The sequence below is a fragment of the Duganella aquatilis genome, from assembly GCF_009674565.1.
GTDB lineage: Bacteria > Pseudomonadota > Gammaproteobacteria > Burkholderiales > Burkholderiaceae_D > Rugamonas > Rugamonas aquatilis.
In genome coordinates, this window is the sequence record NZ_WKJL01000004.1 from 1 (window position 1) to 13,163 (window position 13,163).

General features: G+C 66.1%; 12 protein-coding genes. 8 read left to right on the forward strand and 4 right to left on the reverse strand.

All coding sequences use genetic code 11. The annotated features are described in order from the left end of the window. Positions 1-2,506, forward strand: a 2,506-nt coding sequence (locus tag GJ698_RS07795; protein ID WP_154357066.1) for a sensor histidine kinase, incomplete at its 5' end; no start/stop codon positions are given. 3 nt (positions 2,507-2,509) lie between these two features. On the opposite strand, the gene GJ698_RS07800 is transcribed toward GJ698_RS07795, so the two are convergent. Beyond that, positions 2,510-3,157, reverse strand: coding sequence for a response regulator (locus GJ698_RS07800; protein WP_154357067.1), 648 nt, complete (start codon positions 3,155-3,157; stop codon positions 2,510-2,512). Positions 3,158-3,331: 174 nt separating this feature from the next. Between GJ698_RS07800 and GJ698_RS07805 the strand changes: the two genes are divergently transcribed. The 3 genes from GJ698_RS07805 to GJ698_RS07815 all read left to right on the forward strand — a co-directional run bounded on the left by GJ698_RS07805 (position 3,332) and on the right by GJ698_RS07815 (position 6,592). Continuing rightward, positions 3,332-4,021: a LuxR C-terminal-related transcriptional regulator gene (locus GJ698_RS07805; protein ID WP_307766650.1), complete on the forward strand. Its 690-nt coding sequence runs from the start codon at positions 3,332-3,334 to the stop codon at positions 4,019-4,021. Positions 4,022-4,050: 29 nt separating this feature from the next. Continuing rightward, positions 4,051-4,386 carry a hypothetical protein gene (locus tag GJ698_RS07810; RefSeq protein WP_229259886.1) on the forward strand — a complete coding sequence of 112 codons (336 nt, stop codon included), beginning with the start codon at positions 4,051-4,053 and terminating at the stop codon, positions 4,384-4,386. 67 nt (positions 4,387-4,453) lie between these two features. Next, the gene (locus GJ698_RS07815) at positions 4,454-6,592 is read left to right on the forward strand and encodes a TonB-dependent receptor (RefSeq protein WP_154357069.1); all 2,139 of its coding nucleotides are present in this window, start codon (positions 4,454-4,456) and stop codon (positions 6,590-6,592) included. A 25-nt stretch (positions 6,593-6,617) separates the two neighbouring features. Here GJ698_RS07815 and GJ698_RS07820 read toward each other — a convergent pair whose 3' ends face one another. Further along, the gene (locus GJ698_RS07820) at positions 6,618-7,391 is read right to left on the reverse strand and encodes an SDR family NAD(P)-dependent oxidoreductase (protein WP_154357070.1); all 774 of its coding nucleotides are present in this window, start codon (positions 7,389-7,391) and stop codon (positions 6,618-6,620) included. A gap of 115 nt (positions 7,392-7,506) precedes the next feature. On the opposite strand from GJ698_RS07820, the gene gcvA reads away from it, so the two are divergent. The 4 genes from gcvA (at position 7,507) to GJ698_RS07840 (ending at position 11,409) form a co-directional block, all read left to right on the forward strand. Further along, complete coding sequence (gene gcvA / locus GJ698_RS07825; RefSeq protein WP_154357071.1) at positions 7,507-8,418, forward strand: transcriptional regulator GcvA; 912 nt, start codon at positions 7,507-7,509, stop codon at positions 8,416-8,418. A gap of 75 nt (positions 8,419-8,493) precedes the next feature. Continuing rightward, positions 8,494-9,888, forward strand: coding sequence for a serine hydrolase domain-containing protein (locus GJ698_RS07830; protein WP_154357072.1), 1,395 nt, complete (start codon positions 8,494-8,496; stop codon positions 9,886-9,888). Then, entirely contained in the window at positions 9,885-10,772 is an 888-nt protein-coding gene (locus tag GJ698_RS07835) for a MaoC/PaaZ C-terminal domain-containing protein (RefSeq protein ID WP_154357073.1), read from the forward strand. Before GJ698_RS07830 ends, GJ698_RS07835 begins: the two co-directional genes overlap by 4 nt. A 190-nt stretch (positions 10,773-10,962) precedes the next feature. After that, positions 10,963-11,409: an NnrU family protein gene (locus GJ698_RS07840; protein ID WP_371865186.1), complete on the forward strand. Its 447-nt coding sequence runs from the start codon at positions 10,963-10,965 to the stop codon at positions 11,407-11,409. Here GJ698_RS07840 and GJ698_RS07845 read toward each other — a convergent pair. Beyond that, a complete protein-coding gene (locus GJ698_RS07845; RefSeq protein WP_154357074.1) occupies positions 11,406-12,083 on the reverse strand; it encodes a hypothetical protein in 678 nt (225 codons plus the stop codon). The genes GJ698_RS07840 and GJ698_RS07845 overlap by 4 nt on opposite strands. Before the next feature lie 59 nt (positions 12,084-12,142). Next, the gene (locus tag GJ698_RS07850) at positions 12,143-13,162 is read right to left on the reverse strand and encodes a GGDEF domain-containing protein (protein ID WP_154357075.1); all 1,020 of its coding nucleotides are present in this window, start codon (positions 13,160-13,162) and stop codon (positions 12,143-12,145) included. Position 13,163: the final 1 nt, after the last annotated feature.

Here is a 13,163-nt window from a genome sequence, read left to right on the forward strand (position 1 = left end):
CGTCACCATCGGCGCCGACCAGGGCCTGCCGGCGCGGCGCGCGCGCCAGGTGCTGTTCGACCACGCGGGCCGCCAGTGGGTCGCCATGCAGGGCGGCATCTACAGCCGCGCCGACAGCAGCGCCGCCTTCCGTCAGGCCTGGCCGCACGGCGACCTGAGCGCCATGGCGCTGGCCCCGGACGGCACGCTGTGGGCCTCCGACGTCGACAGCTATTACCGCGTGCTGCCGGCGGCGCCGGCGGGCGAAGCGGCGGCCGGCGCCGTCTTCCAGGGCGCCAATCTGTACTTCGACCGCGACGGCAACCAGTGGGTGTTCCGCGCCGGCGGCCTGGAACGCCGCAACGCCGGCAATGGCGAGGCGCAGCAGCAGGATCTGAACGGCGGCCTGCCGCAAAGCTTTTTCCAGGACCGCGAAGGCAATGTGTGGATCGGCACCTCGGCCGGCCTGAACCGCTTCCGCCGCAACCGTTTGCTGACCCTGCCGCTGCAGACCATCTTCAACCATCCGGCCATCGCGCCGCTGAACGGCGGCGGCATCTGGGCCGGCGACCGCATCGGCGCGCTGCACGCGCTGGGGCCGGAGGGCGAACGGCGCAATGTACTGTCGGCGCGCATCTCGGCGCTGTACCGCGATCCGGACGGCGTGCTGTGGGCCGGCAACGACGAGGAAGTATGGAGCGTGGACGGCGGCCGCACGGAGCGCTACCCGCTGCCGCCGGAAGCCAGCAGCTACGAAGTGCAGGCGCTGTGCCGCGCCGACGGCGGCGGCCTGTGGGTGTCGGTCGTGCGCGCCGGCCTGTACCTGCTGAAGGACGGCCACTGGCGGCGCCAGGAAGCGCTGCCGCTGGCCACGGCGCCGGGCATGACCGATTTGTTCCCGATCGCGCTGGCGGCCGGCGCCGACGGCGCGCTGTGGGCCGGCTACGTGCGCAACATCATTGCGCGCCTGGCCGGCGGCAAGACCACGCTGTACGGCGCGGAACAGGGCCTGGAGCTGGGCCAGGTGCTGACCATCTACCGCAGCGGCACGCAGCTGTGGGCCGGCGGCGAGCGCGGCGTGGCCTGGTTCGACGGCCAGCGCTTCATCACGCTGCACGGCCAGCGCGGCGAGGCGTTTCGCGGCGTCTCCGGCATCGTCCGCGCGCCGCAGGGCGACCTGTGGCTGTTCGGCACCGAGGGCCTGAGCCGCATCAGCGCGGCGCAGGTGGCGCTGGCCATGCGCGCCCCCGCTCACGAAGTGGAATACGAACGCTTCGACGCCCACGACGGCCTGCTCGGCGCCGCCTCGCAGCTGCGGCCGATGCCGTCGCTGCTGCTGGGCGACGACGGCCTGCTGTGGATGGCCACGGCCAACCGCATCAACTGGATCAACCCGGCGCACATCACGCGCAACCCGGTGACGCCGCCGGTGATGGTGCAGGACGTGGTCATCGGCGAGCAGCACTACAGTCCCCTGCCCGGCCTGGAACTGCCCAAGTCCACCAGCAACCTGCGCATCGATTACACGGCACTGAGCCTGAGCGTGCCGGAGCGGGTGCGCTTCCGCTACCGCCTCGACGGCGTCGACGACGACTGGCAGGACCCCGGTGCGCGCCGCCAGGCGTTCTACACCAACCTCGATCCGGGCCAGTATCGTTTCCGCGTGATGGCAGCCAACGAGGACGGCATGTGGAATCCGCAGGAAGCGCAGCTGGCGTTCTCGATTCCGCCCACCTTCGCGGAAACCATCTGGTTCAAGCTGGTGTGCTTCATCGGCGTGGCGGCGACGCTGGCGCTGCTGTATCGCCTGCGGCTGCGCCACGTGACCCAGCAACTGCGCACGCGGCTGGAAGACCGCGCCGACGAACGCGAACGCATCGCCCGCGCGCTGCACGACACCTTCCTGCAAAGCGTGCAAGGGCTGATGCTGCGGGTGCAGACGCTGCTCAAGCGCCTGCCGCCGGACAGCGACGCCTACCAGCTGGTGGAAAAAATTCTCAACCAGGCCGACCGGGTGCTGGCCGAAGGCCGCATCCAGGTCAGCGGCCTGCGCGACCTGCAGCCGCACCACGACGACCTGCCGCATATGTTCAGTGAACTGGGCCAGCAGCTGCGTGAGGAGCACGCGGCCGACTTCGCGCTGATCGTCACCGGCCAGCAAACCTCGCTCAACGAGGCCGGCCGCGAACACCTGTACCACATCGGCCGCGAGGCGCTGCTGAACGCCTTCCGCCACGCGGACGCCAGCCGCATCGAGCTGGAACTGGGCTACGCCGCCGACCACTTCACGCTGCAGGTGCGCGACAACGGCCGCGGCATCGATGAACAGGTGCTGGCGGCCGGCGAACGGCCCGGCCACTGGGGCCTGATCGGCATGCGCGAGCGGGCGGTGAAGATCGATGCGGCGCTGGATCTGTGGTGCCGTCCCGGCATGGGCACGGTGGCGCAGGTGACGGCGCCGGGCAGCGCCGTCTACCAGCGCAGGCCGGGCACGCTGCGGCGCTGGCTGATGCGGAAAGCCGCCTGACGCCTACTGCACCAGGCCGCAGGCGTGCAGGTCGAGGATGCCGCGCTCGATGGCCAGCGTGACCGCGTGGGTGCGGTCGCTGGCGTTCAGCTTGGCGAGGATGCTCTTCATGTGGACCTTGACGGTTTCTTCCGAAATCACCAGGTGCATGCCGATGCGCTTGTTGCTCTGTCCACCGGCGACCAGCTGCAGCACTTCCACTTCGCGCTTGCTCAGCGCGCCCTCGTGCCAGTGCTCGGCGATGCCGCTGGCCACCGCCGCCGGAATGCTGCGGCGGCCCTCGTGCACGCAGCGGATGGTCGCCAGCAGTTCGCGCCGCAGCATGCTTTTCAACAGGTAGCCGGCGGCGCCGGCGGAAATCGCGCGTTGCGCCAAAACGTCACCTTCGTAGGTGGTCAGCACCACGATGCGGGCGTTGGGGAATTCCTTGCGGATGGCGATGGTGGCGTCGATGCCGTTCATGTCCGGCATCTGGATGTCCATCAGCGTGACGTCCGGCCGCAGGCGGCGATACGCCTCCACGGCCTGCACGCCGTTGGTGGCCTCCTCCAGCAGCAGCATGTCGTCTTCGTCGGCAATCACGCTGGCTATGCCCTCGCGGAACATCGGATGGTCGTCCACGCTCAGGATCTTGATGGGCTGAGGAGTCATAGGCATCTCGTGATTAAAGTTCTGGCATCTGGCGCCTAGCATGACACAAGCGCAAGTTTTTGCCTATACCTCCATATGGGTAGGGACCTCCTCCCGGATTGGGGCGTGGCAAAAAGCTCAGAAAAGTTTAATCTGTTATGTACCAGCTTATCAATTGAGGAGAGTGACATGCGAATGGATACCCGATCCTGGCCACAGTCCGCCGCCGGCGGCGCCGGCACCACCACCGCGATCGCCGCGCAAGGCGACCAGGTCAGCGTACTGATCGCCCATGCCGACCCGATCATCCGCGCCGGCCTGGCCGCGCTGCTGGGCAACCACGGCGACATGCAGGTGGCGGTGGCGGACCCGCACGCCGACAGCCACGCGGGCGCCGACGTGATCATCCTCGATCACCGCAGCGGCCTGGAACACATGCGCCGCGCCGCCAGCGCCCACCACGGCGACACGCAGCCGCGGGTGCTGATCGTCACCCAGCTGGAACGCGAATGGGAAGTGCGCACCGCCATGATGGCCGGCGTGCACGGCTACCTGCTGCAAAACGCCGACTCCGAACAGCTGCTGACCGCCGTGCGCACGCTGAGCCGCGGCATGCGCTACCTGAGCGCGGAACTGAGCCGCTGCGTGGCCGACAGCTTCACCCGCATCGGCCTGACCAGCCGCGAGACCGACGTGCTGCAGCTGCTGGCCCAGGGCCAATGCAACAAATCGATCGCGCGCGAACTGGGCATCGGCGTCGGCACCGTCAAGACCCACGTCAAGGGTCTTTTTGACAAGCTTGGCGCAACGGCACGCACGCACGCGGTGGTGCTGGCCACCCGGCGCGGCCTGGTGGGCGAGCCATATGGCAATCAACAACACTAAGCACCTGATTCCGTTGTAAAATCCCGGGCATGCACGCCCCCACCATCAACCTGAGCACACCACATCGCCAGACGCGTTATCAACGCGTCATGATGTTCTTTGTGCTCATGTTCCTGGCGTTGCAACTGATCGGCGCCAGTTCGCACACCCACGCCTACACCGATCACGAACCGGATTGCGCCGCGTGCGCGGTGGTGCACCTGCCTGCCGGCGGCGTGCCGCCGGCCACCCTGCTGGTGGCGCCGACCGGCCTGCAAAGCAGCCTGCCGGTGCTGGCGCCGCACACCGTGGTGCGCGCCGCGCAAACCAGCTACCTGACCCCGCCTTCCCACGCGCCGCCCGGCGTTGCTGTTTTCTCCATCTGAATATTCATCGCTGCATCTCCCGCGAGGGAACGATGCACCGTCACGCCTCACCATTCAAGGATTTAACATGCAACACAAGCCACAACTCCGTACCCTGCCACTGCTGATCGCCGCCGCTTTCTACGCCCAACACGCCTATGCGGAAGATACCGCTGCCGACGTCGCGCCGGACGCCGCGCCGATGCAGCAGGTGGAAGTCACCGCCGCACACCTGAAGAGCGCGCGCATCGACCTGTCGCCGAACGTCGGCACCACCATCTACAGCATCGACAAGCACATGGTCGACCAGCTGGGCCAGGGCGACAACACGCCGTTCAATGAAGTGCTGCTGCGCCTGCCGGGCGTGAGCCAGGACTCGAAAGGATCGGGCTCGATCCACGTGCGCGACGACCACGCCAACGTGCAGTACCGCGTCAACGGCGTGCAGCTGCCGGAGTCGATCAGCGGCTTCGGCCAGTCGATCGACACCCGCTTCGTCGAGTCGACCGACTTCATCACCGGCGCGCTGCCGGCGCAATTCGGCCTGCGCACGGCCGGCATCATCGACATCCAGACCAAGGAAGGCCAGCCGAAATCCGGCGGCCGCATCGGCGTGCTGGCCGGCAGCCATGGCTACGTCGAGCCGAGCGCGGAATTCTTCGGCACCCAGGGCGCGTTCAATTACTACCTGTCCGGCAGCTACCTGACCAATAAACTCGGCATCGAGAATCCGCTGCCGACCAGCAGCGCGCTGCACGACAAGACCAACCAGACCAAGTCCTTCGGCGCCCTGTCCTACTTCCTGGACGATAACACCCGCCTGGGCCTGATGTTCGGCACCTACAACGGCCGCTTCCAGATTCCGAACAATCCCAACCAGGACGCCGCGTTCACCGTGGCCGGCGCCGCCACGCCCGATTCGGCCCAGCTGAATGAAAACCAGCGCGAGAAGAACCGCTTTGTCGTGCTGTCGCTGCAAAAAAGCGTGGGCGACCTGAATTACCAGGTGTCCGGCTTCCACCAGTATTCGGAGCTGCACTACACGCCGGACGCGATCGGCGACCTGGCCTACAACGGCGTGGCCTCCGACACGCTGCGTTCGAACACCTCCAACGGCATGCAGTTCGACGCCAGCTACAAGCTGAATGACACCCACACCCTCCGCGCCGGCCTCGCCTATACCCGCCAGACCACGCACAGCGACAACAGCGTCGGCGTCTTCGATATGAACGACGACGGCACGCAAGCCAGCACCACGCCGCGCACCATCATCGACAACAGCAGCAAGACCGGCAAACAGTCCAGCGTCTATCTGCAGGACGAATGGCATATCGGCGCGCCGCTGACCGTCAACTACGGCGTGCGCTTCGACAAGGTGGACGCCTTCGTCAGCGAACAGCAATGGAGCCCGCGCATCAACGTCGCCTACCAGCTGGCCAAGGGCACGGCGCTGCACGCCGGCTACTCGCGCTACTTCACGCCGCCGCCGCAGGAACTGGCGGCGCAGTCCAGCATCGACAAATACGCCGGCACCTCGAATGCGCCGGAAGTGGGCGTGTCGGACAATGTCAAGTCCGAACGCACCAACTACTACGATGTCGGCCTCAGCCACCAGTTCAGCGAGGAACTGACCTTCACCGCCGATGCGTACTACAAGAAGATCCGCAACATGCTGGATGAAGGCCAGTTCGGCCAGGCGCTGATCCTGTCGCCGTTCAACTACGACCGTGGCTACGCCAAGGGCCTGGAGCTGTCCGGCGTCTACAGCCGCAAGAACTGGGGCGGCTTCCTCAACGTGACCACGCAGAAGGCCGAAGGCAGCAACATCATCTCCGGCCAGTCGCTGTTCGGCCCGGACGAATTGGCCTATATCGCCAACCACTACATCCACGTGGACCACGACCAGACGGTGTCGGTGTCGGGCGGCGCCCACTACCACTTCGGCGATTCGCAGATCAGCAGCGATGTCCTGTACGGCAGCGGCCTGCGTCTGACGCCGGACAACGGCGCGCCGAACTCCGGCCACCTGCCGCACTACACCACGGTCAACTTCGCGCTGACCCACACCTGGAAGGCCACGCCGGTCGGCACCGTGGAAGGCCGCCTGGCGCTGATCAACGCCTTCGACAAGGTCTACCTGCTGCGCGACGGCTCGGGCGTCGGCGTCGGCGCACCGCAGTACGGCGAGCGCCGCTCCTTCTACGCTGGCCTGTCGACCAGCTTTTAAGTAGCGCTGGTAGTCATGGCCGGCATCAGTTGCGGCCGGCCATGACGCCGCCATCCACATCCCAGTTGGCGCCGGTCACCCAGCCGGCCCTGTCGGACAGCAGGAAGGCGACCACCTCGGCGACGTCGCGCGGCATGCCCACGCGGCCGATCGGGTGGAAGCTGTTAAAGCCTTGCAGCGCGTCGTGCACTTCCGCCTTCGGAATGAAGCCCTCATAGATTGGCGTTTGCACCACCGCCGGCGACACCGCATTGACGCGGATGCGCTTGGCCGCCAGTTCCATCGCCATGTGCTGGGTCAGCGCATGCAGTCCCGCCTTGGCCATCGAGTAGGCCGACGACGGCGTCGCCGCAATCGCCTGCTTGCCCCACATCGAACCGATGTTGACGATCGCGCCCGGCCGGTCCCGCGCGACCAGATTGGCCGCAATGCGCTGGCTGATGAAGAACAGCGCCTTGTTCAGCTTCATGTACTGGTCGTAGTCAGCCTCCTGATGCGCCAGGAACGGCTTGGGAAAGAACACGCCGGCGGCGCTGACCAGCAGGTCGATATCGGCGTGCTGTTCATCCAGCGCGTTGAGCAGGGCCGCGAGATCCCGCTCGCTCGACAGATCCGCCGTCAATGCCCATGCCTGTCCCAGCACGGCCAACGCCTTGCGCGCCTCCTCCGCCTTGCCGGCACGGTTGCCGACGATGACCGCGCTGCCGCCCTGCGCCATCACCATGCGCGCGGTTTCCAGTCCTATGCCGCTGGTGCCGCCGACAACCAGCAGCTTTTTGCCTTTGAATTGATTGCTCATTTTTAAACCTTTCGATGTTTAGAAAAACTATTGATGCAGCCGCAATGCTCCGACTTTCCACTCTTGCTGACAAACCAGATAAACTCTGCCAGATCAAAAGAAAATCTTTATCACCATGAAGACTCCCGTCCATCTGAACGCCTTGCGCGCGTTCGAAGCCAGCGCCCGCCACCAGAGCTTTTCAGGCGCCGCCGCCGAGCTGAATGTCACGCCCGCCGCAGTCGGACAGTTGGTGCGCACGCTGGAGGATTGGCTGGGCGCCCCGCTGTTCCTGCGCGGGACCAGCGGCCGCGCGCGGCTGGTTGCCACCGAGGCGGCCCTGCGCGCGCTGCCGGAAATCCGCGCCGGCTTCGACCGGCTGGCGCTGGGTGTGGAGCGTCTCAAGGAAGGATCGCTAAGCGGCGTGCTGACGGTGACCGTCAGTCCCGCCTTCGCCGCCAAGTGGCTGCTGCCGCGCATCGACAGGTTCCAGAACATCTGCCCGGATACCGATGTGCGACTGGACACCAGTCTCAAGCCGGTGGACTTCGTCGCCCAGCGCATCGACATCGGCGTCCGCTATGGCACGGGTCACTGGCCTGGACTCGCCGCCGAAAAATTGATGGACGAAGAGGTCTACCCGGTCTGCTCGCCCGAACTGCTGCGCGAGCACCGCGTATTGCAGCATCCCGGCGAGCTGGCAAACCTGACACTGATCCACGACCTGTCGATGGACGAGCACCAGGGCTTCCCGACCTGGGACGCGTGGATGCGTAAAGCCGGCGTCGGCGGCGCCAGGCGGCGCGGCTTGAGAATCAATAATTCCGCAGCCGTGCTGCAGGCGGCAATCGAAGGGCACGGCGTGGCGCTGGCCCGCAGCGTCATGGCGCGCGACGACCTGGCGGCTGGTCGCCTGGTGCGCTTATTCCCCGCCATCCGCTTCGTTTCCCCGCTGGCCTACTACATCATCCACCGTCCGGAATGCGCCAACCTGCCGCGGCTGGCGGCGTTTCGCGACTGGCTCTCGAACGAGGCGAATGGCGTCTGATGCGCCTCCCTATCGGCAAATTCCATTTGCGTGTACGCTGACGCCATCCGCATCAAGATCAAGGCAAGCATGTAAATGGCATCGAAAATCCTACTGGCTGCTGCGGCAGTATTGGTGATTGCGGCCGGCGCTGTGGCAACGCTGGCGGTGAAGCCGCCGGACCTGCTGCGGCTGGGCGCCGGCTACGGCGCCAAAATCGTCTGTTCGAATGTGTTCATCGCCGGGCGCGACGGCCGGGCGGTGCTGGCCGACGACGTGCAGGCACCCGGCCATCCGCTGCTGAAGTATCTGGAAGTGGCCGTGGACCGGCAGCGCAAGACGGTGCGCGCGCAATTCCTCGGTTTTGTCGGCGACGGCATGGCGGTCTACCGTCCCGGCACCGGCTGCGCGGTGGCGCCGGACGGCGATGTGGCGCTGGCCTCGCAATACCAATTCAATCCGATCAGGATATGGGCGCCCTCGCCCAACGTGCCGTGGCCTACCGGCTCGCAGGCCGAGGCCAATCCGGCGGTGCAGGCCTTGCTGGACCAGGATGCGCTGGCCGGACCGGGCATGCGCGGCATGGCGGTGATTTATCGCGGCCGCCTGATCGCCCAGCGTTATGGCGCGGGCTTCAGCGCGGCCTCCCCCTTGCTGGGATGGTCGATGACCAAGACGGTCAATGCGGCGCTGGTCGGCATGCAGATCGCGGACGGCAAGCTGTCCTTGCAGCAGAGCGGTTTCTGGCCGCCCGGCGATGGCCGCGCGCAGATTACGCTGGCACAGTTGATGTCGATGAGCAGCGGTTTGCGCTGGAACGAAGGCTATGGCGACGTCACCGACGCCACGCGCATGCTGTACCTGGAGCCGGACATGGCGGCTTTCTCGGCGGCGCAGTCGCTGCAACAGGCGGCGGGCGGCCAATGGAATTATTCGAGCGGCACGGCGGTACAGCTGTCGCGCATCTGGCAGCGCGCCGCCGCTGGCGGCGATGCGAAGGCCGCCACGTCGGCCGATGTGCTGTCGCTGCCGCATAACCGTCTGTTTGCGCCGCTGGGCATGAACAGCGCGATCATCGAAGCCGATGCGCGCGGCAATCTGGTTGGTTCCAGCTATATGTACGCCACCACGCAGGACTGGGCGCGCTTCGGCCAGTTCCTGCTGCAGGACGGCGTCTGGCAGGGCAAGCGCATCCTGCCCGAAGGTTTTGTCGGCGGCATGCAGCAGGCAGCGCCGGCGTCGGGCGGCCAATATGGACAGGGCCAGGTGTGGCGCTGGGGGCCGTCCGGCGCTACGCCCGAGGGCCAGAATCCCGATACGCGCTTCCAGCTGCCGGCCGACACCTACTGGATGGAGGGGCATGATGGGCAGAGCATCGCTATCGTGCCGTCGCAGCAGCTGGTGGTGGTGCGGCTTGGCCTGACGCCGCATCGCCTGTTGTATCAGCCGCAGGCGCTGCTGGCGGCGGTGGTGAAGGCGGTTCAGCAATGACGGCCGTGCCGTATGGCCTGCTGCGCCATCAGGGGCCGATGCTGCTGACCGGTGCGCGGGTGGTCGGCCATACGCTGCTGAACGTGCTGTCGCCTGCGTCGATGCCGGGCGCGGCGCCGCCGCGCATCGCGCCGGTTTCGCGCGTGATCGCGCCGCCGCCGGATGATCTGGTCGCGCGGTATGTCGGCTGGTCCGGCGCGGTGGACGGCTATGACGCCGCGCTGCCGCCGCACATGGTGTCGCAATGGAGCCTGCCGCTCGTGGGCGAACTGCTGCTGCGCATGCCCTACAACCTGACCAGCGTCATCAACCAGGGCGTGAGCCTGCGCGTGAACGGCCCACTGCCGCGCAGCACGCCGCTGCTGGTCGGCGCGGCCGTCGAACAGATCGAGGAAGTGCCCGGCCGGATCAAGGCCGTGGTGGCCGTGACAACCGGCACGGCGCAGCAGCCGTCGCTGGTGGAAGCCCGTCTGCATATGAGCTTCCTGCTGCCCGGTCCTCGTCCTGCCAAAGACGCGCGCGAGCGCCCGCCGGAACCGCAATGGAGCACCGCCGGCATATGGCACGCCGACCTGCGCGACGGCCTGCGTTTCGCGCTGCTGACCGGCGACTTCAATCCCATCCACTGGTGCGCACCGCTGGCGCGGCGTTCGGTCTTCCGTGGCATGGTGCTGCACGGCTTCGGCAGCTTTGTACGCAGCTATGAAATCCTCAAGCAGCGAGGCATTGCGTTCAGCGAGATCGACGTCCGCTTCGTCAAACCGGTGCCGCTGCCCTGCTCCACGCTGGCGGTGCAAATCGCACCGGCGGACGACGCAGGCCGGCGCGCCGTGCGCCTGGCCGGCGCCGACGGCGACATTCATTTGGCGGGAAACTTGCGCTAGCGGCGTTGCGCGCAGCCGCATCCGGGTGTATCGTCACGCCACCATTCAACACAGGAACACGCAATGATTACACTCACATCGGGCCTGATCATTTTTCTCGGACTGCACTCGGTCCGCATCTTCGCCGAAGACTGGCGCAACGCCATGCGCGCGCATCGGACTGCTGCCGTGGCGGGCGTTTTACTCCATCGTGTCCATCACCGGCCTGCTGCTGATTATCTGGGGCTACAGCCTGGCGCGCCAGGAACCGGTGGTGGTCTGGACGCCGCCGCCATTCACCCGCCACATCGCCGCGCTGCTGGCGGTGATCGCCTTCATCTTCATCACCGCCTCCTACATTCCGCGCAACGGCATCAAGGCCAGGCTGCACCATCCGATGACGCTGGGGATCAAGACCTGGGCGCTGGCGCACCTGATCGCCAATGGCACGCTGCACGACATCGTCTTGTTCGGCAGCTTCCTGGCCTGGGCCATCCTGCTGTTCCGCGCCTCGCGCAAGCGCGACGCGGCGCTGGGTGTGACCTACGCGGCCGGCAGCGGCGGTGCCACCGCGCTGACCATCGTCGCCGGCATCGCCGGCGCCATCATCTTCGCCCTGTGGCTGCATGCGCCGCTGATCGGCGTGCGTCCGTTCTAACGCGATTTAACGTGGCGTCGTAATGCCCCGAGGGTTGAGGGCATGCCGGCCGTGCCGGCAACGCCCCATATCCTGCCCTCGGCAGTTTCCGGATTCACCGTCAAGAGTGTATAACCGCTGAAATCCGTGTCATCCGATGGCGGCGCAGAGCGCGTCGCAAACGAAATCTCACCGCTGTATCTTATGTTTGTGCGCCCCGGCCACAAGTCATCCTTATTGACGTTAAAAGCATAATGGAGCTCTCCGGGCGATCCATATACAATCTCGCCCTCGCCGCTATGCTTGTCAGTATTCCAGGCGCCGGGTTCCAGCTCAATATGCGCCTGCAACGATCCTGGCGCATGGCAAAGAGAAATCCCGCTCAGACTGAATGCGGAGACAATCTTCAGCGGCACCAGGCCAAGCCGACTCCATGGCAACAACGGCTCGGAGAGTTCGGCCAGCGAGTAGCCTTTAACCAGTACCAGCCCTTGTCCAGCATACATGTCTATATTTCGGGCCGCGTCACGCACGGTGCTGCGCCGGTAATCATTGTCGTACCGTGTAATGCTCAGCGCATAATCGTCGTCGACGTTGATCGTCTCGCGGCTGGGCGACCAGAGGGAATAATCGCACTCCTGGGCGTGGACGAGCAACGGCAGGGATATGGCAACAGCCGCAAACAGCCGCCTCATCGGCGCTTACCGAAGGTACGGGTTGCCAGCAAGGTAGCGAGGTTCATCGGCATGGTTTCTCAGGACGGTTCGGCGACACGGACGGCGTTACGGCCGCCCTGCTTGGCAGCATATAGCAATTTATCGGCCTGGGCCAGCCACTCGTCCGGCGTGCGCGCCTTGTCCATGAAGGCGACGCCGATGGAGATGGTGATCGGATGCTGCTCCAGCAGCGTGGCCGCCGCCACCGCCGCGCGCAAGCCTTCGGCCAGATTGGCTGCCGCACTCAATCCCGCGCCGCTGGCGATGATGGCGAATTCCTCGCCGCCGTAGCGGAAGATGCGGTCGCTCGACCGCGTATGCCGCCGCATCAACTCGGCCAGCCGCACCAGCACCTGGTCGCCGGCCGCATGGCCGTATGCGTCGTTGACCTGCTTGAAGTGGTCCAGGTCCAGCAACAGCAGGCACGATTCCGGCTGCGGCCTGCGCTCCTGCGCATATTCGGCCAGGCGCCGGTCCAGCGCGCGCCGGTTGCCCACGCCGGTGAGGAAATCCAGTTCGGACGCCGTGTGCAGGCGCTGGTTCTGCAGGCCGGTGCGATATGAAAAAATATAGGCGAACAGGTTGACCAGGCCTATGGTCACGATGATGGTGGCCAGGTTCACCACCTCCACCCGTCCGGTCAATATCGCCACCAGCACCACCAGCGCGGTGCTGTTGATCGCCAGCGCCAGCGCCGGCCGCAGCACGAAGTAGGCCGCGATCATGGTCGGATAGACCCAGTACACCAGGCCGACGCCGCGCAGGTAGACGGTGGCCAGCATGCCGGCGGAATAGAAAATGGTCACGCACAGGCCCGCGACCTTGTAACGGCCGGTGCGCCATACATGGACGATCACCGCCGCCATCGCCGTCACCAGCGCCATGTCGACGGCGGCCGAGGCCCAGCTGCCTTGCAGCAGCCGGTAGACGCCAAATGGAAGAATGCTAGGGATGCTGAGGGCGCACAGCAGCATCAGGATTACTTCTTCCTGACGCCGCTGGCGGCCTCCCGACAACCAGCGCCAGCGGCTTGCGCTGGCTTTGTCGGTGCTGCTCATG